The following is a 21,729-nucleotide window of genomic DNA, read 5'->3' on the forward strand; positions in this document are numbered from 1 at the left end:
GTGATCGCCACGGGCGAAATATGTTAAATAAAATCAGATATTTAACAATATCCGGATATTTTTGTTAAATAAAATTTTGATAAAGAGCGTTATTACACTTTTAAGAACTGAACGGGCCTTCCGTCTCGCTAGCGATGTGGTTATTTAACAGATAATTACTGAATCTGTTAGATATATCGAGATAATTAACAAATTCCCGGGATTCAGCACCGTTTTTGTTAGATAAAAAAATATAATTAACAAAAAGTGATCGCCACGGGCGAAATATGTTAAATAAATCCGGATATCTAACAAAACCCGAAAATTTTTGTTAAATATAACCACGCAAAAGTGTATTATTAAACTTTATAAGATGAAAAATCCAATCCACCAGTAACTTCCAGTAAATCCTACCATCAACTAAGCATCACATTTGTAATTCTAGCCCTACCGTGTTATATTCATAGTTAGTTACTATGAAATAAAAATGGGAGGACATTTTATGTCTAATAAAGTATTTAATAATATTACTGAAGCGATTGGTAATACGCCACTCGTAAAATTAAACAGATTAACAGATGATAATATGGCAGATGTTTACGTAAAACTAGAATTCATGAACCCAGGCTCTTCTGTTAAAGATCGTATCGCTCTTGCGATGATTGAAGCTGCAGAAGAAGCAGGTAAATTAACGAAAGATACAACAATCGTAGAACCAACAAGTGGTAACACTGGTATTGGTCTTGCGATGGTTGCTGCGAGTAAAGGATATAAAGCAGTATTAGTTATGCCTGACACGATGAGTAAAGAACGTCGTAATTTACTAAAAGCATACGGAGCAGAATTAGTGCTTACTCCAGGTGCCGAAGGGATGAAAGGCGCAATTGCTAAAGCGAATGAACTTGCTGAAAAAGATGGTTACTTCATGCCACAACAATTCGAAAACCCAGCAAACCCTAAAATCCATGAAAACACAACAGGACCAGAACTTGTAGAACAAGCGAAAAGTGCAGGGTTTACGATCGATGCATTTATTGCGGGTGTTGGAACAGGTGGAACAGTAACTGGTGTTGGACACGTATTAAAAGAGCATAATCCAGACACAAAAGTTTACGCGTTAGAACCTGCAGATTCACCGGTATTATCAGGTGGAGAAGCAAGTCCACACAAATTACAAGGACTCGGTGCAGGATTTGTACCAGACACATTAGACACAGAAATTTATGACGGTGTCGTTACAGTAGAGAATGAAACAGCATTCGAATATGCTAGAAAATTAGCAAAAGAAGAAGGAATACTCGGAGGTATTTCATCTGGAGCAGCAATATATGCAGCACTTGAAGAAGCGAAAAAATTAGGTAAAGGTAAAACGGTTGTAACTGTATTACCATCAAACGGTGAAAGATATCTTTCAACTCCACTATTTGATTTTGAATAATAAAAATAAATCCCAGCAACATTAAGTTGCTGGGTTTTTTGTGCTTATTTTTCTCTCTCTGTTACATTTAAATTATCACCAGTCTTATCGACTTCAATGTCATCGTATTGGACGGTGTCTTTAATATGTTTCACTTCTTCTGTCACTTCTTTTCGAATAACAATTTCTTCAGAAACGACTTGCTCTTTAATAATGCGAATACGCTCTCGAGTCACTGGTATACGCGTAACGTTGATGTCGTCAGTGTCTTCAGCGTTATTGTATTCTGATAATAACGGCTCTTCTTCAAACTTATGACGTTCGATAGTGACGGAATCTTTTTGAATCGGTACATCGATTTCTTCTTCACGTGTTTTTACACGTTTTCTAACATTTACTTCGCCTGCGTCAACAGTATGTTTATTCGCGACGAGTTGTTCTTCATGTAGTTCGAATTTTCCAGGTACTTCTTGTTTATTGTTATCACCTTCATTAAAGATGAATAACAAGTACTCACCTCGATCGAGTAAATTAGAAACCTCGATGAGTTCTTCATCGGTAAAATCTTTAAAAACAGAAGCATCTGTCGTCTCGTCGGTAATAATCGCTTCGTTTAGCCCACTATATTTTTGTAAAAGTTCGGGAACTGGTTGAGCGGTAAATACAGTTAATTCATTCGGCTCATATCCACGCGCGACATAAGCGTTAATTTTTTTATCTAATTCAGTAATATTTTGTGCTTGAGTAAATTGTGACATAGTAATCACTCCAAATCTATAATTTTTTAAACATACTTATACTCTTACTCTTCAACTTCTATAACGAGTTTTCCATGAACTTCGTGATTTTCTAATTTTTCATGTGCTTTAAAGATATTGTCTACTGATAATCCTTTCATAACCTCTGTGACTGTTGGTTTATAAACACCTTCATTAATAAGATGACTAATTTCACTTAAGTATCTATGGTATTGATACTGGTCATCAAGATCTTGTAGTGCTCTTGTAAACATAAATTCGTGTGTAAACGTAATACTTTTTGCTTTTAAGAGGTTTAAGTCTTGTTTTTCAGTAAATGCGACAATTGTTGCGATATGACCACGTGGCTTTACAAGATCAATCATCACTTCATAATATAAATCTGTGTCAAATGTACAAAATACATAGTCGACGTTTTCGATATTATGAGATTTAAATTCATCACGTAAATCATTTTTATGATTTAACACGATGTCGGCACCGAGTGATTTTGACCATTCTTTTGTTTCACTTTTTGATGCGGTCGTAATCACTGTGAGGCCATAGTGTTTCGCAATTTGTGTCGCCATACTTCCAACGCCACCTGCACCGTTAATAATAAGAATGGATTTACCTTTATTGTCTTCTTTGTTCTTACTAATATTAAATACTTCAAAGAGTGTTTCTGACGCAGTAAGACTAGTGAGTGGAAATCCTGCCGCTTCATTAAACGATACATTTTTAGGTGCATGTGAGATATACGCTTCATGCATCACTTGATGTGTTGCGTTCGAGCCGTCAATATCTGCACGACCGGAGTAAAAAACGACGTCTCCTTTTTTATAACTCGTCACTTCACTTCCAACATCTTCAATAACACCTACCGCATCGTAACCGAGTATTCTCGGTGAGTGTTTAATTTCAGTTTGACGTGTTTTTGTGTCGACCGGATTCATACCAATCGATTTTACTTTAACAAATACGTCTTTATCGTTTAGTTTTGGTTTTTCGAAATCTTTTTTGTAAAACTTATTTCCTTCACTTAGTTTAAATGGTTCATCTGCAGCAATCGCATACATGTTTAACGCCTCCAATTTAATAGTTAATATATGAATACCCTTACTTCTAACATAAGAAACCGTCAAAGAATTTATAAGTTAAAAAGCCGATAAAAAATGGTATAATACTTATATTCTATGTAATTGAGGATGATTAGAGTGAAGCGACTACAAATTATGGGGATATTAAATGTGACACCAGATTCTTTTAGTGATGGTGGAGAATTTCATCAGCTTGACAATGCGGTCGAGCATGCAAAACAAATGGTAAAAGATGGTGCTGATATTATCGACGTCGGTGGCTATTCAACACGTCCTGGTGGATATACGCCGATTTCTATAGAAGAAGAAATACGTCGCGTCGTCCCAGTCGTTGAAGCGATTCACGAATTAAATTTAGGTGTCGATATTTCAGTCGACACGTTTCGTAGTGAAGTCGCAAAAGCGAGTATTGAAGCAGGTGCTACAATTATTAACGACCAGTGGCGTGGAACGTACGATGAAAAGATCTTAGAAGTCGTCAGCGAATATAACGTGCCGATTATTTTAATGCACAATAACGAACATGGTAAATACGACGACGTCGTCGAAGCTATGATTGCCGAGCTAAAAGAAAGTGTCGAACTTTGTAAGAAGTATAACATCAAAGATGAAAACATCTGGTTAGATCCAGGCGTTGGATTTGTAAAATCACGAGACGAAGAAATTAAAGTGATGAAAAACTTACACAAACTCGTCGATTTAGGCTATAAAGTTCTACTCGGAACGAGTCGTAAACGAATGATTAAAGAACTTATCGAAGACGATAGAGGACCAAAAGACCGCGATGCGGGTACTGCAGCAACAACTGTTATCGGTATAAATCACGGTGTAGACGCGGTACGCGTTCACAATGTAAAAATGAATCGCGATATTAGTGACGTTTATATGAAGTTAAGAGGGAATTAAATGGATATTATAAGAGTAAATGGCATTCGACTTTATGCTTATCACGGAGTGTTACAAGCTGAAAGAGATATCGGGCAGTACTTTATCGTCGATGTGTTGCTATATACAGACTTAACAGAAGCTGGAGTTTCTGATGACGTGAACGACACGATTAACTACGCAGAAGTGTACGAAACTGTTGAAGCAATCATTCAGGGCCCACCAGTGAACTTACTCGAGCATCTAGGACATAAAATAATAGAGAAACTAACAAATGACTATCCAGTTGTGAAGAAAATCGAGGTTACAATCACAAAACCGAGTCCACCAATCGATGGCAACTACAAAGATGTGAGTGTGACGTTAAATAGAGAGGTTAAATAATGAAAGCTAAAGCGTATCTCGGACTAGGCGCAAACATTGGAGAGCGCCTTGAAAACTTAAATCGAGCGATTCAATTACTAGATAGTGGAAAAGATTGTGATGTCACGAAACAATCATCTATATATGAGACTGCACCGTATGGTAAAACTGATCAACCAGATTTTTTAAATATGGTTGTTGAAGTTGAAACAGACCTTGAACCGATCGAGCTACTAGAGTTTTGTTTATATGTAGAGAGTCAACTCGGTCGCGTACGTGAAGAAGTATGGGGACCTCGAGTGATTGATATCGATGTACTCATGTATGAAGATTTAGAAATCGACATCGATAATTTAATCGTCCCACACGAAGAAATGCATCTACGCAAGTTCGTGTTAGAACCGTTCAACGAAATCGCACCGAATGCAGTACATCCGACATTTAATAAAACTGTCAAAGAGCTGTTAGAAGAACTAAACGGTGACACGGATGTTTAAAATTGGGAATGTAGAAATCCCAAACCGCGTTGTACTTGCGCCAATGGCAGGGATTTCCAACGTCGCGTTTAGAAAGACAGTCAAAGAGTTTGGTGCTGGAATGGTATGTGCTGAAATGATCAGCGACAAAGCACTGATCACTAACAATAAACGCACGTTAAAAATGCTCGAGGTGGACGAGACAGAGCACCCAATGTCACTTCAAATATTCGGTGGTGAAAAAGACACTTTAGTTGAAGCGGCAAAATATGTCGACAAACATACGAACGCTGATATTATAGATATTAATATGGGATGCCCAGTGAATAAGGTCATCCGCTGTGAAGCGGGTGCGAGGTGGTTACTCGATCCAGATAAGATATACGAAATGGTAAGTGCTGTTGTAGAAGCGGTTGAAAAGCCTGTCACTTGTAAAATGCGTATCGGTTGGGATGAAGAACACATCTACGCAGTTGAAAATGCGAAAGCCGCTGAACGAGCGGGCGCTGCTGCAATTGCAATTCACGGACGTACACGCGTACAAATGTACGAAGGAAAAGCGAACTGGGACGTCATTCGACAAGTAAAAGAAGCGGTGAACATACCAGTAATTGGTAATGGAGACGTTACAACTCCAGAACTCGCTAAAAAGATGCTCGACGAAACAGGTGTTGATGCTGTGATGATTGGCCGTGCCGCACAAGGGAATCCTTGGATTATATACAGAACCGTTCATTATTTAGAAACTGGTGAATTACTCGATGAACCGAGTTTAGATGAGAAAATCGACGTACTCACACTACATATGGATCGTTTAATCGACTTAAAAGGTGAGAAAACTGCTATTATGGAAATGAGGAAACATGCGTCGTGGTATTTGCGAAACGTTAAAGGTGGCGGACAAGTTCGCAGGCAAATTAATACAGTGAAAACACGAAGAGATCTCATTCAACTTTTAACACAATTTAAACGAGACATGGAATTACGTGACAATAAACAAACAGAAATACTTGTATAAGGAGACATATCAATGAGTGAAGAAATTAACGACCAAATTGAAGTTCGTCTAAATAAAATGAACGAACTTCGTGAAAAAGGACTCGACCCATTTGGACAAAAATTTATTGTAGATGCTACGTCTAAAGAATTAGTCGAAAATTGGGACGAGTTTTCTAAAGAAGAATTAGCAGAAAAAGAAACAGAGTCTAAAGTGCGTATCGCAGGGCGCGTGATGACAAAACGTGGTAAAGGTAAAGCAGGATTTGCGCACATTCAAGATATCGATGGACAAATTCAAATTTACGTGCGTAAAGACCAAATTGGTGAAGACACGTTCGACGTTTGGAATCAAACAGACTTAGGTGATATCGTCGGTGTTGAAGGTGTTATGTTTAAGACAAACACAGGTGAATTATCTGTAAAAGCGACGGAGTATGTACATTTATCTAAAGCATTACGTCCATTACCAGACAAACACCACGGACTGAAAGACGTTGAAGAGCGTTATAGAAAACGTTACTTAGATTTACTGACAAACGAAGAGTCTAAAGTGCGTTTCATTTTACGTAGTAAAATCATTACCGAGATCAGAAAATATTTAGACGGTGAAGGCTTCTTAGAAGTTGAAACACCGATGATGCATGCGATCGCTGGTGGTGCGCAGGCACGTCCGTTTATTACGCACCATAATGCATTAGACGTTGATTTATATATGCGTATTGCGTTAGAGCTTCACTTAAAACGTCTCGTCGTTGGAGGGCTCGACAAAGTGTACGAAATCGGTCGTGTATTCCGTAACGAAGGGGTATCAACGCGTCATAACCCTGAGTTTACGATGCTTGAATTATACGAAGCATACGCAGACTACGAAGATATTATGGACTTAACTGAAAACTTAGTCGCACACGTAGCGAAAGAAGTACTCGGTTCTTCAGTCGTAGAATACGAAGGAGAAGAAATCGATCTTTCACCAGGTTGGCGCAGAGTCCACATGGCTGAAATTGTTAAAGAGTATACAGGAGTAGACTTCTTTGAACAAATGTCAGACGAAGAAGCACTCGCGCTTGCAAAAGAACACGGTGTTGAAGTCGATAAATTCCATAGTACGTTTGGTCACGTATTAAACGAATTCTTTGAACAAAAAGTAGAAGAACACCTACATCAACCAACATTTGTTTACGGTCACCCAGTAGAAGTGTCACCGTTATCTAAGAAAAACCCAGAAGATGAAAGATTCACTGACCGCTTCGAGTTATTTATCGTCGGACGTGAACACGCGAACGCGTTCACAGAGTTAAACGATCCAATCGATCAAAGAGAAAGATTCCAAATGCAAGTCGACGAAGCGAAAAGCGGGAACGATGAAGCACATGAAATGGATGAAGACTTCATCGAAGCATTAGAATATGGACTCCCACCAACAGGTGGCTTAGGAATAGGAATCGATCGTCTCGTAATGCTGTTAACGAACGCATCATCGATTCGCGACGTTCTATTATTCCCTTATATGAGACAGAGTAAGTAATTAGGAAACATCCGCCGATAATTATCGGTGGATGTTCTCTTTATAGCTATTTATAAAAAACACTTGACGGTTATTAAAATTCATTGTAATATGTATAGTGTTGTGTCATGGAGGATTAGCTCAGTTGGGAGAGCACTTGCTCGACAAGCAAGGGGTCGGTGGTTCGAGCCCGCCATTCTCCATTTTTTTTTAATTTTAAAAGTAAATCATCTGCGGAAGTAGTTCAGTGGTAGAACACCACCTTGCCAAGGTGGGGGTCGCGGGTTCGAATCCCGTCTTCCGCTTTTTACTTTCTAGGGCCTATAGCTCAGTTGGTTAGAGCGCACGCCTGATAAGCGTGAGGTCGGTAGTTCGAATCTACCTAGGCCCATCGTTCGACAGTCGGTAACGGCTGTCTTTTTTTATGCAAAAAAACCGTTCGTAATGAACGGTTTTGTGCTAGATGATTTTTTTATCTTTTAATACTTTTCTAAACTCAAGCATTGCAGTATAACTCGCGATAATTTGAATGTTATCTGTACTCGCGTGCTTTAAATCTTCGACGATTTTTTCTAGATTGTCATACTCTTTAATTATGTGAGGGTTAAAACCTGCTTCAACTAAACGTTCAGTCATAACTTCTTTACTTATCCCACCAGTTTTAATTGTCGTAATGTTTTGACTAAGTAATGATTCGAAGTTACCATCACGTAACCAACTCACATCTACCCCGTCCGCGGGACGGTTGTTTAAGAGCGCAACGAGTGTCATTGGCTCTTCAACTGCTTCGATTAGAGTTAGGACTTGGTTTAAACCGACAGGGTTTTTAACAACGTTTAATGTTGCTGTGTGACCGTATATATTAATGCGTTCTTGTCGGCCAAATACACGTTCTGTCTCAAGTAGCGCAGATTTAATATCCTCGTTATTAATATCATATTCTTTAGCGACACTATACGCAGCAAGTGCGTTATAGATGTTGTATAAACCAGCGACTGGGATTTTAAACGTCGCATCGTCTATACGAAAAGTAGACGACTCTTCTGAAAGCTTTATAATATCTGTGACTTTGTAGTCGAGTATTGGTCGCTTAAAATTACCTGATTTACAGTAATAGTTTCCTTGTCCAGAGTACGTATATGTTTTATAAGATAGTGTGCCACCACATTTCGGGCAATTATGCTGAGATTTTGGTGGGTGAACAGGTGTATCTACACCGAAAAATTTTCGTTCGTTCGGTAACTCTACCGTATTAAATAACGGTAAATCTCCGTTTTGTAACAGTATCGCATCCGGTACTTTTTTAGCAGCGTTTACGAGTAACTCATATGTTTTCGTAACGTCACCATAGCGATCTGCTTGGTCTAAAAATAGATTTGTATGGATTATGTACTTTGGGTTTAAGTCTTCAACGACTTTATTTAGAGTTCCTTCATCGACTTCTAAAATAGCAAATTTCTTTTCATCTGTACGATTTTTATGTTCGATGAAAGCACCAGCTATCCCTTGAACCATATTACTGCCTTGTATGTTAGACACGATCGTATTATATTTTTTCTTAAAAATGTTTGTGATTAAACGTGTCGTCAATGTCTTTCCATTCGTTCCAGTAATGATGATAACGTCATAATGTTGTGAGATATCTTTAATTATATTTGGAGAGATTTTAAGTGCTATTTTACCTGGGAGGCTAGAACCACCACCAGTAAATGTTGTAAGGAGTCGCTTCGTTATGCGACCTGTTAATAAAGCGAATGTTGTTCTAATAGACATTGAGATTTCCCCTTAAAATTAGTATGTATTATTATATCATTTTCAAATAAAATAAATAAATAAATTTGAATTTTTTAAAAGACGTGCTATAATTATAAAACGTAACAATTACGATATAGGAGGATTGTATGGCTAAAAAATCTAAAATAGCTAGAAACAAACAGCGCGAAGCAACTGTAGAAAAGTATCGCGCAATTCGAGAAGAAATGAAGAAAAATAAAGACTACGAAGGTCTTAAAAAATTACCGAGAGACGCATCACCAACACGACTCGTTAATCGTTGTGAAGTGACAGGGCGTCCGCACGGTGTACTTAGAAAATTTGGAGTATCACGTATTAAATTCCGTGAACTTGCACATAAAGGCCAAATCCCTGGCGTTAAAAAATCAAGCTGGTAATCAAAATGTCCTCTTCTTAAAGAAGAGGACTTTTTTGATTTAAAATGAGATCTCAACCGTTTTTAATCCATCGATGTTTTTAATTTTAGCAACTTCTTCATCAGAAGTTGGATATAAGTAAATTTCTTCTAGTTCAGAAGAGACACTTAAATATGCCTCATCGTCTTTAAAGAAACATAAGTCTTCAGGAGAGTCCGGTAAACTCCAGTCATATAAACTATTCGAGCGTTCGAGTAGCTTATCTTTTGCTTCAGATGTCGTCTTAAAGTAATACACTTTTGCGGTGTCATCGAAAAGGTTTGTCGATGGCCATTCATGTTGTTCCAGCACTTCTATAAATGAGTCCCCAAACCATTCGTTTAAATCTTGAAATGCATGTTCGTACTTTAAAATATCTGTACGCACGACGAGTTGAAACGTATCGCACGTCTCAAATAAAAAGTCGAGTAAAGCCTCATATGTTTTTCCTGATGGGTTTTCTGTTACTGAAATCATTCTTTTCACCTCGATTAAATTTATATATAAGAAAAAGGTATGTCTAAAGACATACCTTATCTATTTATCTTACAAAGAATCCAACGATAACTGCACTTAATACAGATACGAGAGACGCACCGTATACAAGTTTTAAACCGAATTTCGCAATAAGGTCACCAGATTTTGCGTGGATACCTTTAACAGTACCTACGATAATTCCGATCGAACCGAAGTTAGCGAACGAAACTAAGAATACTGAAACCATTGCTTGAGTACGAGGTCCAAAAGTATCTTTAATTGCTTGTAAGTTTTCCATCGCAACGAATTCGTTTGTAACGAGTTTTGTTGCCATTAAAATACCAACTTCATGCGCTTCAGCAACTGGCACACCAATTAATACAGCAAGTGGCATTAAGATGTAACCGAGTATATCTTGGAACGTAAATACCGATCCAGGAATCGCTAAGAATAAGTTGTTTAAGATTGCGATAAGCGCGTTAAATGCGATCAGCATCGCTGCTACGATAACCGCGATTAAAGCACCTTGTAAAATGTAGTCACTTAAAATTTGGAAGAATGACTTCCCTTGGTCAGGGTTAGACTCTGATGCAGAATAGTTTTCTTCCTCAGGTACATCATACGGGTTAATAATATGTATGATGATGTAAACGCTGAATAAGTTCAGCACAATTGCCGTGATGACGTACTCTGGTTGTAATAGTGTCATGTATGCTGCAACCATCGATAGAGAAATAGAACTCATCGCTTGCGCTGCGAGTGTATACAGACGTTGTTCGCCAAGTAAAGGTACTTGGTTTTTTAATGAAACGAATACTTCTGATTGTCCAAGGAACATCGAAGCTGCACCGTTATAAGACTCAATAAATGGCATACCAGTAATTTTTGATAAAATCCATCCTAAGCCGTGGATGATTGCTGGTAAGATTTTAAAGTATTGTAAAATACCGATTAATGCCGAAACTACGATGATAGGAATTAATACGTTAAAGAAGAATACAAATTGTCCTTCACCATTTGCGTCAACGAGTAACGGTCCGAATACGAAGCTCGTACCGACGCCTGCATATTCAAGTAATTTACCGAATCCAAACGCGAGCCCATCGACTACTTTACGTCCGCCACCTGTAGATAGAATTAAAAAGGCAAATGCGAATTGTAATGCGAGTAGTAACAGTATTTGTTTCCACTTTTTAAATGCGAGTTTTTTATCAGAACTTGCAATCCACGCTAAGAAGAACGTAACTGCTATACCGATAATTCCCCATACTATGTTCATATAACACACCTCTATAAAATTTATGACGTTATTCCATTATTATAACTGTTGTGTATATTGTATGTAAAGAATGTTCAATGATTTGAAAGATGAATTAAAACATATGGATAAGCATCCAAATTGATTAAAATAGGTCAAATAGGTTATACTATAGTCAAAGAAGGTCAAAAAGAGGTGGTTCTATGCGAAATATGTCGGATATTATCGAGGCTTATCTGAAACAAAAAATTGAGGAGTCTCATAATGAGCGCGTTGAAATTAAACGTGCGCAAATCGCTGAGAAATTCGATTGTGTTCCGTCGCAACTAAACTATGTCATTAAAACACGTTTTACAAACGAACTTGGTTATATCGTTGAAAGTAAACGTGGTGGCGGTGGGTACATTAGAATTACTAAAATTGAAACTCACGCTAAAGCAGACTATTTAGAACATATACTTGGGTTAATTGGGGATAGACTCTCTCAAATCAATGCGCAACATTTAATACAGTCTATGTATGACCGAGAAGTGATTACATATAACGAAGCACGTATTATGGATCGCATTATTTTAAGAGAGACGCTATTAATCGATTTACCTGAACGAGATATATTACGCGCACATATTATGCGCAACATTATTGAAGCAATATTATACGAGGAGTGATTGAATGCGGTGTGAAAGATGTCTTAAACGTGAGGCGATGATTCATGTGGCGGTCAGTCAAAACGAACATAAAAACGAACTATTTTTATGCCAAGAGTGCGCGCATGAATTATTTAATCAAAGCGTTGAAGACCAAGACCACAATCACTTAAATAATTTTATGTTACACGCACAATCTGAAATGAGAACGTGTCATCACTGTGGATCTACATTAAAAACAATCGTCGACATGGGTCGATTCGGATGTGAACACTGTTATGAAACATTTGGAAGTGATATTCACCAGATGATTAACCGTGTACAACATTTAAAAGATCGTCACGTCGGTAAAGTGCCGAAATCGTACGAATTATATTTAAAACAAGAAGAAAAAATCGAAAGACTCGAAGAAAAGTTAAACGTACTGATTAAAACGCAAGCGTTTGAAGAAGCTGCAGTTGTGAGAGATGAAATCAAAGCGTTAAAGGAGGGTGGTAATGGTGAAGACGAGCCCCTGGCTGAATAACAGCACACATCCACCGATTGAAATGTCGTCTCGCATTCGCCTTGCGCGTAATGTCGAAGGCTTAAATTATCCGCATCTTATTAAGGATGACAAAGAGTACGCACCGATTATAGAGACGATTACAACAGACTATCCGGAGTTTAACGTCATACACATGAATGAGTTAACGGATATCGAAAAAGAACTAATGAACGAAAAGTTTTTAATCAGTAAACTGTTTAAAAATCGTGGTGTGACACTGATTGTCAGTGAAGATGAAACGACGTCGATTATGATCGGAGAAGAGGATCATATTCGTATTCAAGTTGTAAATGTCGGACGTTCGCTTGAAGAACTGTATGAGGTGGCATCTGACATTGATGATGCGCTAGAAAAAGATTTAACGTATCAATTCGATCGTCAGTACGGATATAAGACGGCGTGTCCGACGAATGTTGGAACGGGACTTCGTGCGTCTGTGATGCTTCACTTACCAGCCTTAACGAGAAACAAACGAATTAAACGTCTACGTGACGTCCTCACGCATATGGGATACACGCTTCGTGGTATATACGGAGAAGGGACACATCCAGTTGGAGATGTTTATCAACTTTCGAACCAAGTTACGTTAGGTTTAAGTGAGTTAGAGATTATCCATCATCTCGAGGAAATTAAAGAACAAATTATATTTGAAGAAACTCGAATGAGAGATTGGTTTTATCAAAATCGTGCGTTGACAGTGAGAGATACTGTATTTCGATCATATGGATTATTAAAGTATGCAGAGCAAATGTCATTAGAAGAAGCAGCAATGCATTTAAGTCATTTAAAATATGGCGTCGATATGGGAATTTTAGAAATCGAAAACTTTGAATTTCAAACGATATTAAATCAAATACAACGTGCATTTATACGTCAAAATATAGAGTCGGTAGAACCCGCATATATCGATGCAGCAGAAAATAAAGCGCGTGCCACAATTTTAAAACGGCGCTTAGGAGGTATTTAATCTATGTTATTTGGTAAATTAACTGAACGTGCACAACGCGTATTAGCGTATGCACAAGAAGAAGCGATTCGCTTAAAACATTCAAATATAGGAACAGAGCACTTACTACTTGGTCTCGTGCGAGAACAAGAAGGTATCGCAGCAAAAGTTTTACAAGCTTTTGATATTACAGAACCATTAATAGAAAAAGAAATTAGTAAATTCGTGACAGAGGGTACAGAAACGCCAGTCAACCTTCAATACACACCGCGTGCAAAACGCGTCATCGAATTATCTATGGATGAAGCACGAAAACTACACCATAATTTCGTTGGAACAGAGCATTTATTACTCGGGTTAATACGTGAAAGTGAAGGTATCGCAGCACGCGTTTTATCTTCTCTCGGTTTAAACATCACGCGCGCACGAGCGATGGTCATTCGAATGCTCGGGAACCCGCAGATGTATAAGTCACAAGAAGCAAAACCTGAAACAGATACGCCAACACTTGACGGTCTTGCGACAAATTTAACTAAAAAAGCAGAAGATGGGCGTTTAGATCCAGTCATCGGTCGATCAGATGAAATTACACGAGTCATCGAGGTGTTATCACGCCGTACAAAAAACAATCCGGTATTAATCGGTGAGCCAGGGGTCGGTAAAACGGCTGTCGCGGAAGGACTTGCGCAAAAAATCGTTAAAAACGAAGTACCGTCAACGTTAAAAGATAAACGCGTCATGATGCTCGATATGGGTACAGTCGTTGCAGGTACTAAGTACCGCGGTGAATTCGAAGAACGCATGAAAAAAGTCGTCGATGAAATTAAAAAATCAGGAAACGTAATTTTATTTATCGATGAAATGCATACGTTAATCGGAGCAGGTGGTGCGGAAGGTTCAGTAGATGCATCTAACATTTTAAAACCGTCTCTATCTAGAGGAGAAGTTCAAGTTATCGGTGCGACAACGTTAGAAGAATATCGTAAATATATCGAAAAAGACGCAGCACTCGAACGTCGTTTCCAACCTGTAATGGTTGACGAACCGTCAGTTGAGGACACGATTTTAATTTTAAAAGGACTACGTGACCGTTACGAAGCACATCACAGTGTGACAATTACTGATGAAGCACTCGAAGCAGCAGCGGTTATGTCAAACCGCTACGTTCAAGATCGTTTCTTACCAGATAAAGCAATTGACTTAATCGATGAAGCATCTTCAAAAGTGCGTTTAAAATCACATATGTCACCACCAGATTTAAAAGATTTAGAAGATCAGTTAGAAAAAGTAAAACAAGAGAAAAACGCAGCTGTACAATCTCAAGAATTTGAAGTAGCAGCGAAATACCGCGATGACCAAACGAAAATCGAAGAGAAGCTTCAACAGTTAGAAAACGACTGGAAGAACGCGCAATCGTCAGACAAGCAAAAAGTAACGCGCGAAGATATTGAACTTGTCATTTCAAAAATGACGGGCATTCCACTGCAAAAAATTGCAGAAGAAGAGTCAGAGCGACTGTTAAACTTAGAGAAAATTCTACACGACAGAGTCATCGGTCAAAATGAAGCGGTAGAATCAATTTCTAAAGCAGTACGCCGTGCACGTGCAGGGCTTAAAAATCCTGAACGCCCAATCGGTAGTTTCATCTTTTTAGGACCGACAGGTGTCGGTAAAACTGAGCTTGCAAAAGCACTGTCTGAAGCACTTTTCGGTGAAGATGACGCGATGATTCGTATCGATATGTCTGAATATATGGAAAAACATAGCGTTTCTAGACTCGTCGGTTCACCTCCAGGATATGTTGGATATGACGACGGTGGTCAATTAACAGAACGCGTGCGTAGAAAACCATATTCACTCATCTTATTCGATGAAATTGAAAAAGCACACCCAGACGTATTTAATATGTTACTTCAAGTGTTAGATGACGGACGTCTTACAGATTCAACAGGTCGTACAGTCGACTTTAGAAATACAGTCATCGTCATGACATCTAACGTCGGAGCGACTGAGTTACGAGACAACAAATTCGTAGGATTCGGCTCTCAAGAAGCTTCAGAAGACTACGAAACAATTCGCAATACGATGATGAAAGAACTTAAAAACACGTTTAGACCAGAATTCATAAACCGTGTCGACGATATCATCGTATTCCACAGCTTAGAAAAAGAACATCTAGAAGAAATCGTTTCTCTTATGATTAAAGACTTAAATGCGCGTCTAAAAGACCGTGACATTCAAGTTGAATTAACAGACAGCGCAGTAAAAGCACTCGTCGATGACGGGTACGACAAAGAATTTGGTGCGCGACCATTAAATAGAAGTATTCAAAAGAATATTGAAGACACGTTAAGTGAAGCGATATTAAGTGGACAAGACTTAGTAGGTAAAACGGTGTCTGTCGATTATAAAGACGACGCATTTAAAGTCGACACAGGATCGCTTGAAAAGACAACTGAAAATGCATAAATAGATGTCGAGGGTTTAGAGCTTGTTATAATGCTCTAAACCCTTTTATATCATATGTACGGTACTTTCATAATTGTTTAGAAAATTATATAATAGTGAGTAATTAAACCGAGGAGGTTAACGTTTACAAATGGCAAAAACAAAAACAGTATTTGAATGTTTAGCATGCGGATTCGAATCTCCAAAATGGTACGGTCGATGTCCAAACTGTGGGGCATGGAACCAAATGGAAGAGTCGCTTGTACATAAAGAAACGAAAGCATCTGGACGCGGCACACTCGGTAAAGTGACCGATGAAAAAACACGTGCGACCCAGTTATCACGTGTGACGAAAAAAGAGTCACCGCGTACAAAAACGAAAAGTGGCGAGTTTGACAGAGTACTTGGTGGTGGGATTGTCGATGGTTCTCTTATTTTAATCGGGGGAGATCCAGGGATTGGAAAGTCGACGATTTTACTTCAAACGGCACTCACTCTTGCGGAAGATTACGACGTTCTATACGTCTCAGGTGAGGAATCTCTGGAACAAATTAAAATGCGTGCAGACCGAATTACGACAGATGCGTCGAATTTAAACGTATACGCAGAAACGAATTTATTTTATATCCACGACGAGATCAATAAATTAAATCCAGACTTTTTAATTATTGACTCCATTCAAACAGTATTTCATCCAGATATTACAAGTGCACCAGGAAGTGTGTCTCAAGTACGTGAATGTACACAGTCAATTATGAATATCGCAAAAGGTCAAAACATCGCGACGTTTATCGTCGGACACGTTACTAAAGACGGGCAGATCGCCGGGCCGCGTTTACTCGAACATATGGTAGACACTGTTTTATACTTTGAAGGTGACCAACATCACACGTTTAGAATTTTACGCGCAGTAAAAAACAGATTTGGATCGACAAACGAAATGGGTATTTTTGAGATGAAGTACGATGGTCTAAAAGAAGTCTTAAATCCATCTGAAATCTTCTTAGAAGAACGCTCTAAAAATACGCCAGGATCTGCGATTGTTGCGACGATGGAAGGGACACGCGCGATGCTCGTTGAAATACAAGCACTCGTCACGCCAACGCATTTCCATAATCCAAGACGTATGGCTACAGGAATCGACCACAATAGATTATCACTACTCATGGCAGTATTAGAAAAATCTGAAGGGCTACTCATGCAGCAACACGACGCGTATATAAAAGTCGCGGGTGGCGTTAAACTCGATGAGCCAGCGGTTGACCTTGCTGTGATTATGGCAATCGCTTCGAGCTTTAAAAATATAAGTGTACGAGGCGATACGTGTTTCATCGGAGAAGTCGGTTTAACAGGTGAAATTAGACGCGTTACTAAAATCGAACAACGCTTACAAGAAGCGGCGAAGCTAGGGTTTAACCGAGCGATTATCCCAGCGTCAAATTTAGCAGGACTAGCTCCTGTAGATATTGAAGTTGTCGGTGCAAGAACGTTAAAAGATGCAATGAAAGAAATTTACAAATAGAAAGGAAGGAAGACGAATGTTAAGAGGATTATTAACACTCGTCTACTTTCTTACCGGAGTCACACTCGGAATATGGTGTTTCCATTCGACGGACTTTCCAGTACCAAGTGCAATCCACAACGTATTTTTCTATGGTGCGATTGGCGGGGTACTATTTTTAGCTTTAACATTTTGGACGATGCCATATTTTGTGCGCGGGTTAAAGAAAGTAGAGCGAAAATTATTATCTAGAAACATTACGGAAATATTCTTTGCGACAATTGGTATGCTACTTGGATTATTGTTTACTGTTTTTATTACGTTATTAACGAACATGTTAGACATACCTGTTGTACGTGAAGTCATTCCACTAATTTCAGCAGTCGTCCTCGGTTATCTAGGCTATCAACTCGGCTTAAAAAAGACGACAGAGATTCTCGAGTTATTTAACCGAGCACCTAAAAATTTAACAAAAAAACTACTCGATACGAGTGCAATTATCGATGGACGTGTGTTAGACGTTTTAAAAAGCGGATTTTTAGAAGGCGAAATTATTATTCCGCAATTCGTGCTAGACGAACTACAATTAATTGCAGATTCTACCGATCATTTAAAGCGAGATAAAGGACAACACGGTCTCGACATTTTAAACGCGCTTCAAAAACAATCGGACGCCGTTAAAGTAAAAACGGTCAAATACGATAAGTTAGATGTGGACCAGCAGCTCATTGAACTCGCTAAAGAAGAAAATGCTGCAATTATTACGACAGACTATAATTTAAATCGTGTAGCACAAGTCCATAAAGTGACAGTATTAAACGTGAACGAATTAACTGAGGCGGTGCAGTTAAACATCCATCAAGGTGACACGTTCGAGATTTTAATTACAAAATCAGGTAAAGAAGACAACCAAGGTGTTGGATACTTAACCGACGGCACGATGGTCGTTTTAGATTCAGGAGAATCTTTTATTAACGAAACGGTACTCGTTGAAGTAACATCGATACTTCAAACCCATTCTGGGAGAATAATATTTACAAAACTTGGAGAGAAATAATGCAGTATTCAGCAGTGATTCCAGCAGCAGGGATCGGAAAACGTATGGGACTTGGTTTTAACAAGATAAAATACGAAATTGACGGACAGTCGATAATTCGTAGAACTGTCGATATATTCAATCAAGATCCAGATTGTAAAGAAATTGTTATCGCAACTGGAAAAGCAGACATCGAAGAACTGAAAGAAGAGTTAAAAGACGTCAAAAAAGTAAAACGCATCGTACTCGGGGGTAAAGAGCGTCAACACTCGATATATAATGCGCTTAAATACGCCGATGCGAAGTACGTATTTGTACACGATGCTGCACGCCCGTTTTTAGATGCGGGTACTTTATCTCGCTTAAAAACGGCGGTCGTTGAAAAGGATGCAGTCATTTGTGGTGTCAAAGCCAAAAACACGATGAAGACAGTTGTCGATGGAAAAGTTGAAGCAACAATTAACCGAGAGACGACGTTCGAGGTGCACACACCACAAGCTTTTTGTTATAATTTATTAATGGATGCACATGAGTACGCGATTGAAAACGACTTAGCAGTTACGGATGACGCGATGATGGTCGAGGCGTACGGACATGATGTTTTTATGGTAGATTCGTCGTATAATAACATTAAAATTACGACGGTAGAAGATTTAGTACTCGGAGAATCGATATTAAGGAGTCGAGAAAGATGAGAATCGGTCACGGTTATGATGTTCATCAGTTAAAAAAGGGACGACCGTTAATTATCGGTGGTCTTGAAATCGAGCATGAAGAAGGATTAGACGGTCATAGTGACGCAGACGTACTTCTTCATACGATTGCAGACTCGATTTTAGGTGCACTCGCACTTGGTGATATTGGAAAATTTTTCCCGGACAATGATCCAAAATATAAAGACATGGATTCACAAGTATTATTAAGTGAAGTCGTGTCAAAAATGACAGAAAAAGGTTACGAAGTCGGTAACGTTGACGCGGTAATTATCGCTGAGGCACCGAAGTTTCGTCCGTATATCGATGACATTCGACAAAACGTCGCGCGACTACTCGACACAACGATCGACAACGTAAACGTAAAAGCAACAACACATGAAAAGCTCGGCGCATTAGGTCGAAAAGAAGGCATCGCGAGTGAAGCGGTGATTTTATTAAAAAGAAAGAAGGCAAACAATGAGTAAAGTAAGAGTAAGATATGCCCCAAGTCCAACAGGTTACCTACATATCGGTAACGCAAGAAGTGCACTATTTAACTATCTATTCGCACGTCACTACGGTGGGGAGTTCATCATCCGTATTGAAGATACAGACAAAGCACGTCACGTCGACGAAGGTGAATCTTCACAGTTAAATTATTTAAAATGGCTCGGACTCGACTGGGATGAGTCAGTCGACGTCGGAGGTCAGTATGGGCCATACCGTCAATCTGAACGTAACCATATTTATAAACCTTATATCGAAAAGCTACTCGCTGAAGACAAAGCGTATCGTTGCTATATGACAGCAGAAGAGTTAGAAGAAGAACGCGAAACACAACTTAAAAACGGTAAGCAACCGATGTATAGCGGTAAGCACGCGAACTTATCAAAAGAAGAAGAAGAAGCATTTATCGCTGAAGGTAGAGAACCATCGATTCGTATTCGCGTACCAAAAGATAAAACATACACGTTCAACGACATGGTAAAAGGTGAATTATCCTTTGACTCAAACGGTATTGGTGACTGGGTTATCGTTAAAAAAGACGGTACACCAACATACAACTTTGCCGTCGCAATTGATGACCATGAAATGGCAATCACACACGTATTACGTGGAGATGATCACATTTCAAACACACCACGCCAATTAATGGTTTACGAAGCGCTTGGATTAGAGCCACCACAATTTGGTCATATGACGTTAATCGTAAACGAAGAACGTAAAAAGTTATCAAAACGCGACAGCGGTATTTTACAATTCATCGAAGACTATGAAGCACTTGGCTATTTACCAGAAGCATTATTTAACTTCATCGCTTTACTCGGATGGACACCAGGTGGAGAAGAAGAGCTATTCACAAAAGAAGAGTTCATTGAATTATTTACAGAAGAACGTTTATCAAAATCACCAGCATTCTTTGACAAAGTAAAATTAGAATGGGTAAACAACCAGTACATGAAACAAAAAGATATCGACAAAGTATTTGAGCTTGCATTACCATTCTTAGTTGAAGCAGGTCGCGTAAAAGAAGACGCTTCAGAAGAAGAATTAGAATGGGCAAAATCACTCGTTCAGTTATATCAACCACAAATGAGTTACGCAGCTGAAATCGTCGAGTTATCTGAGCAATTCTTTAAAGAAGACGTTTCGTATGATGAAGCGGCAAAAGAAGTGTTAGCTGGTGAACAAGTCCCTGAATTAATGGATGCGTTAAAAGCAACATTCGCAAACTTAGAAGATTTCACAGCAGACAACATTAAAAAAGCGATCAAATCAGTGCAAAAAGAAACAGGAATCAAAGGTAAAAACTTATTCATGCCAATTCGCGTAGCGACAACAGGCGAAACGAGAGGACCAGAATTACCAAACGCATTAGAACTCCTCAGTAAAGAGACAGTACTCGCACGCATTGAAAACGTCATTCAAAGTCTTTAAGATTGAAAACAACTAAAAATCGTTATATAATTCACTTGTTGTTATCAGTATTTAAATAACGTGAAAACAGAGATTGCCTGGTCGGTGCGAAGGCAACACTATTATTTAAAGAAATGCATAAATTTTAAAGTGAATAAAAGATAAAAATCAGAGTGGAACCGTGCAACGCACCTCTGTCCGTATTAGGGCAGAGGTGTTTTTAATTGCGACAGGTGGTAAAGTTTAATGGGATTGTCGATCGCGAGGTAAAGCGCAGGTTTTTGTTCAGCAATTGGATTGTTGGCGGGGCGCTGGTGCGTAGCAGTGCCGTTTATTTAACAGATTTTTGCTGAATCTGTTAGATATCTCCGGATAATTAACAAAAACAAGATGAAACACCCGAAATATGTTAGATAAAAAATTATAATTAACAAAAATCGGGTCACGCGAACGAAATTTGTTAAATAAATCCAGATATCTAACAAAATCCCGATATTTTTGTTAAATAAAATCGTGAGAACGAGTTTTGTTACACCTTAAGCGCGAAAAGTGCCTTTCATCTCACTGGCTACGTAGTTATTTAACAGATTTTTGCTGAATCTGTTAGA

At 38.7% G+C, this 21,729-nt stretch carries 21 protein-coding genes and 3 tRNA genes; 19 read left to right on the forward strand and 5 right to left on the reverse strand.

All coding sequences use genetic code 11. The annotated features are described in order from the left end of the window. Window positions 1-481: 481 nt before the first annotated feature. Window positions 482-1,417: a cysteine synthase A gene (gene cysK, locus HMPREF2767_RS06015; RefSeq protein ID WP_070623104.1), complete on the forward strand. Its 936-nt coding sequence runs from the start codon at window positions 482-484 to the stop codon at window positions 1,415-1,417. 44 nt (window positions 1,418-1,461) lie between these two features. Here the strand turns inward: cysK and HMPREF2767_RS06020 are convergent, their stop codons facing one another. Together HMPREF2767_RS06020 and HMPREF2767_RS06025 are read right to left on the reverse strand one after the other, a co-directional pair. Next, window positions 1,462-2,154: a YsnF/AvaK domain-containing protein gene (locus tag HMPREF2767_RS06020; protein ID WP_070623107.1), complete on the reverse strand. Its 693-nt coding sequence runs from the start codon at window positions 2,152-2,154 to the stop codon at window positions 1,462-1,464. Between the two features lie 44 nt (window positions 2,155-2,198). Then, window positions 2,199-3,212 carry a zinc-binding alcohol dehydrogenase family protein gene (locus tag HMPREF2767_RS06025; protein ID WP_070623110.1) on the reverse strand — a complete coding sequence of 338 codons (1,014 nt, stop codon included), beginning with the start codon at window positions 3,210-3,212 and terminating at the stop codon, window positions 2,199-2,201. Window positions 3,213-3,350: 138 nt separating this feature from the next. Between HMPREF2767_RS06025 and folP the strand changes: the two genes are divergently transcribed. The 8 genes from folP to HMPREF2767_RS06065 all read left to right on the forward strand — a co-directional run bounded on the left by folP (window position 3,351) and on the right by HMPREF2767_RS06065 (window position 7,851). Continuing rightward, complete coding sequence (gene folP, locus HMPREF2767_RS06030) at window positions 3,351-4,139, forward strand: dihydropteroate synthase (RefSeq protein WP_068128614.1); 789 nt, start codon at window positions 3,351-3,353, stop codon at window positions 4,137-4,139. Further along, window positions 4,140-4,502 (forward strand): dihydroneopterin aldolase, encoded by a 363-nt coding sequence (gene folB, locus HMPREF2767_RS06035; RefSeq protein WP_070623112.1) that lies wholly within the window; start codon window positions 4,140-4,142, stop codon window positions 4,500-4,502. Further along, window positions 4,502-4,978: a 2-amino-4-hydroxy-6-hydroxymethyldihydropteridine diphosphokinase gene (gene folK, locus HMPREF2767_RS06040; RefSeq protein WP_068128611.1), complete on the forward strand. Its 477-nt coding sequence runs from the start codon at window positions 4,502-4,504 to the stop codon at window positions 4,976-4,978. The genes folB and folK overlap by 1 nt, the downstream gene beginning before the upstream one ends. Further along, window positions 4,971-5,975, forward strand: coding sequence for a tRNA dihydrouridine synthase DusB (gene dusB / locus HMPREF2767_RS06045; protein WP_070623115.1), 1,005 nt, complete (start codon window positions 4,971-4,973; stop codon window positions 5,973-5,975). The genes folK and dusB overlap by 8 nt, the downstream gene beginning before the upstream one ends. 12 nt (window positions 5,976-5,987) lie before the next feature. Then, on the forward strand, window positions 5,988-7,481 hold the full coding sequence (gene lysS / locus HMPREF2767_RS06050) for a lysine--tRNA ligase (protein WP_040928204.1): 1,494 nt from the start codon (window positions 5,988-5,990) through the stop codon (window positions 7,479-7,481). A gap of 109 nt (window positions 7,482-7,590) precedes the next feature. Beyond that, a tRNA-Val gene (locus HMPREF2767_RS06055) sits at window positions 7,591-7,663 on the forward strand. Window positions 7,664-7,693: 30 nt separating this feature from the next. Beyond that, window positions 7,694-7,765: transfer RNA gene (locus HMPREF2767_RS06060), tRNA-Gly, on the forward strand. Between the two features lie 12 nt (window positions 7,766-7,777). Beyond that, window positions 7,778-7,851: transfer RNA gene (locus tag HMPREF2767_RS06065), tRNA-Ile, on the forward strand. 68 nt (window positions 7,852-7,919) lie between these two features. Here HMPREF2767_RS06065 and HMPREF2767_RS06070 read toward each other — a convergent pair. Continuing rightward, window positions 7,920-9,233 (reverse strand): MurT ligase domain-containing protein, encoded by a 1,314-nt coding sequence (locus tag HMPREF2767_RS06070; RefSeq protein WP_070623118.1) that lies wholly within the window; start codon window positions 9,231-9,233, stop codon window positions 7,920-7,922. 128 nt (window positions 9,234-9,361) lie between these two features. Here HMPREF2767_RS06070 and rpsN point away from each other — a divergent pair, with 128 nt between their 5' ends. Then, window positions 9,362-9,631, forward strand: coding sequence for a 30S ribosomal protein S14 (rpsN, locus tag HMPREF2767_RS06075; protein WP_068128604.1), 270 nt, complete (start codon window positions 9,362-9,364; stop codon window positions 9,629-9,631). 39 nt (window positions 9,632-9,670) lie between these two features. Here rpsN and HMPREF2767_RS06080 read toward each other — a convergent pair whose 3' ends face one another. Continuing rightward, complete coding sequence (locus HMPREF2767_RS06080) at window positions 9,671-10,126, reverse strand: hypothetical protein (protein WP_083302071.1); 456 nt, start codon at window positions 10,124-10,126, stop codon at window positions 9,671-9,673. A 64-nt stretch (window positions 10,127-10,190) separates the two neighbouring features. Then, complete coding sequence (locus HMPREF2767_RS06085; RefSeq protein ID WP_070623121.1) at window positions 10,191-11,405, reverse strand: NupC/NupG family nucleoside CNT transporter; 1,215 nt, start codon at window positions 11,403-11,405, stop codon at window positions 10,191-10,193. A 182-nt stretch (window positions 11,406-11,587) separates the two neighbouring features. Between HMPREF2767_RS06085 and HMPREF2767_RS06090 the strand changes: the two genes are divergently transcribed. The 9 genes from HMPREF2767_RS06090 to gltX all read left to right on the forward strand — a co-directional run bounded on the left by HMPREF2767_RS06090 (window position 11,588) and on the right by gltX (window position 21,142). Then, on the forward strand, window positions 11,588-12,052 hold the full coding sequence (locus HMPREF2767_RS06090) for a CtsR family transcriptional regulator (RefSeq protein ID WP_068128600.1): 465 nt from the start codon (window positions 11,588-11,590) through the stop codon (window positions 12,050-12,052). Between the two features lie 4 nt (window positions 12,053-12,056). Further along, complete coding sequence (locus HMPREF2767_RS06095) at window positions 12,057-12,557, forward strand: UvrB/UvrC motif-containing protein (protein ID WP_070458380.1); 501 nt, start codon at window positions 12,057-12,059, stop codon at window positions 12,555-12,557. Next, window positions 12,529-13,545 (forward strand): hypothetical protein, encoded by a 1,017-nt coding sequence (locus HMPREF2767_RS06100; RefSeq protein WP_070623124.1) that lies wholly within the window; start codon window positions 12,529-12,531, stop codon window positions 13,543-13,545. Before HMPREF2767_RS06095 ends, HMPREF2767_RS06100 begins: the two co-directional genes overlap by 29 nt. A gap of 3 nt (window positions 13,546-13,548) precedes the next feature. Beyond that, window positions 13,549-15,993 (forward strand): ATP-dependent Clp protease ATP-binding subunit, encoded by a 2,445-nt coding sequence (locus tag HMPREF2767_RS06105; RefSeq protein ID WP_070623127.1) that lies wholly within the window; start codon window positions 13,549-13,551, stop codon window positions 15,991-15,993. 130 nt (window positions 15,994-16,123) lie between these two features. Continuing rightward, the gene (gene radA / locus HMPREF2767_RS06110; RefSeq protein ID WP_070458386.1) at window positions 16,124-17,494 is read left to right on the forward strand and encodes a DNA repair protein RadA; all 1,371 of its coding nucleotides are present in this window, start codon (window positions 16,124-16,126) and stop codon (window positions 17,492-17,494) included. A gap of 16 nt (window positions 17,495-17,510) precedes the next feature. Beyond that, window positions 17,511-18,530: a PIN/TRAM domain-containing protein gene (locus HMPREF2767_RS06115; protein ID WP_070458390.1), complete on the forward strand. Its 1,020-nt coding sequence runs from the start codon at window positions 17,511-17,513 to the stop codon at window positions 18,528-18,530. Next, a complete protein-coding gene (gene ispD / locus HMPREF2767_RS06120) occupies window positions 18,530-19,204 on the forward strand; it encodes a 2-C-methyl-D-erythritol 4-phosphate cytidylyltransferase (RefSeq protein ID WP_070623130.1) in 675 nt (224 codons plus the stop codon). Before HMPREF2767_RS06115 ends, ispD begins: the two co-directional genes overlap by 1 nt. Beyond that, window positions 19,201-19,689 carry a 2-C-methyl-D-erythritol 2,4-cyclodiphosphate synthase gene (ispF, locus tag HMPREF2767_RS06125; protein WP_068128583.1) on the forward strand — a complete coding sequence of 163 codons (489 nt, stop codon included), beginning with the start codon at window positions 19,201-19,203 and terminating at the stop codon, window positions 19,687-19,689. Before ispD ends, ispF begins: the two co-directional genes overlap by 4 nt. Continuing rightward, a complete protein-coding gene (gltX, locus tag HMPREF2767_RS06130; RefSeq protein WP_070623133.1) occupies window positions 19,682-21,142 on the forward strand; it encodes a glutamate--tRNA ligase in 1,461 nt (486 codons plus the stop codon). Before ispF ends, gltX begins: the two co-directional genes overlap by 8 nt. Window positions 21,143-21,729 lie beyond the last annotated feature (587 nt).

The organism is Nosocomiicoccus sp. HMSC067E10 (assembly GCF_001810835.1).
Classification (GTDB): Bacteria; Bacillota; Bacilli; order Staphylococcales; family Salinicoccaceae; genus Nosocomiicoccus; species Nosocomiicoccus ampullae_A.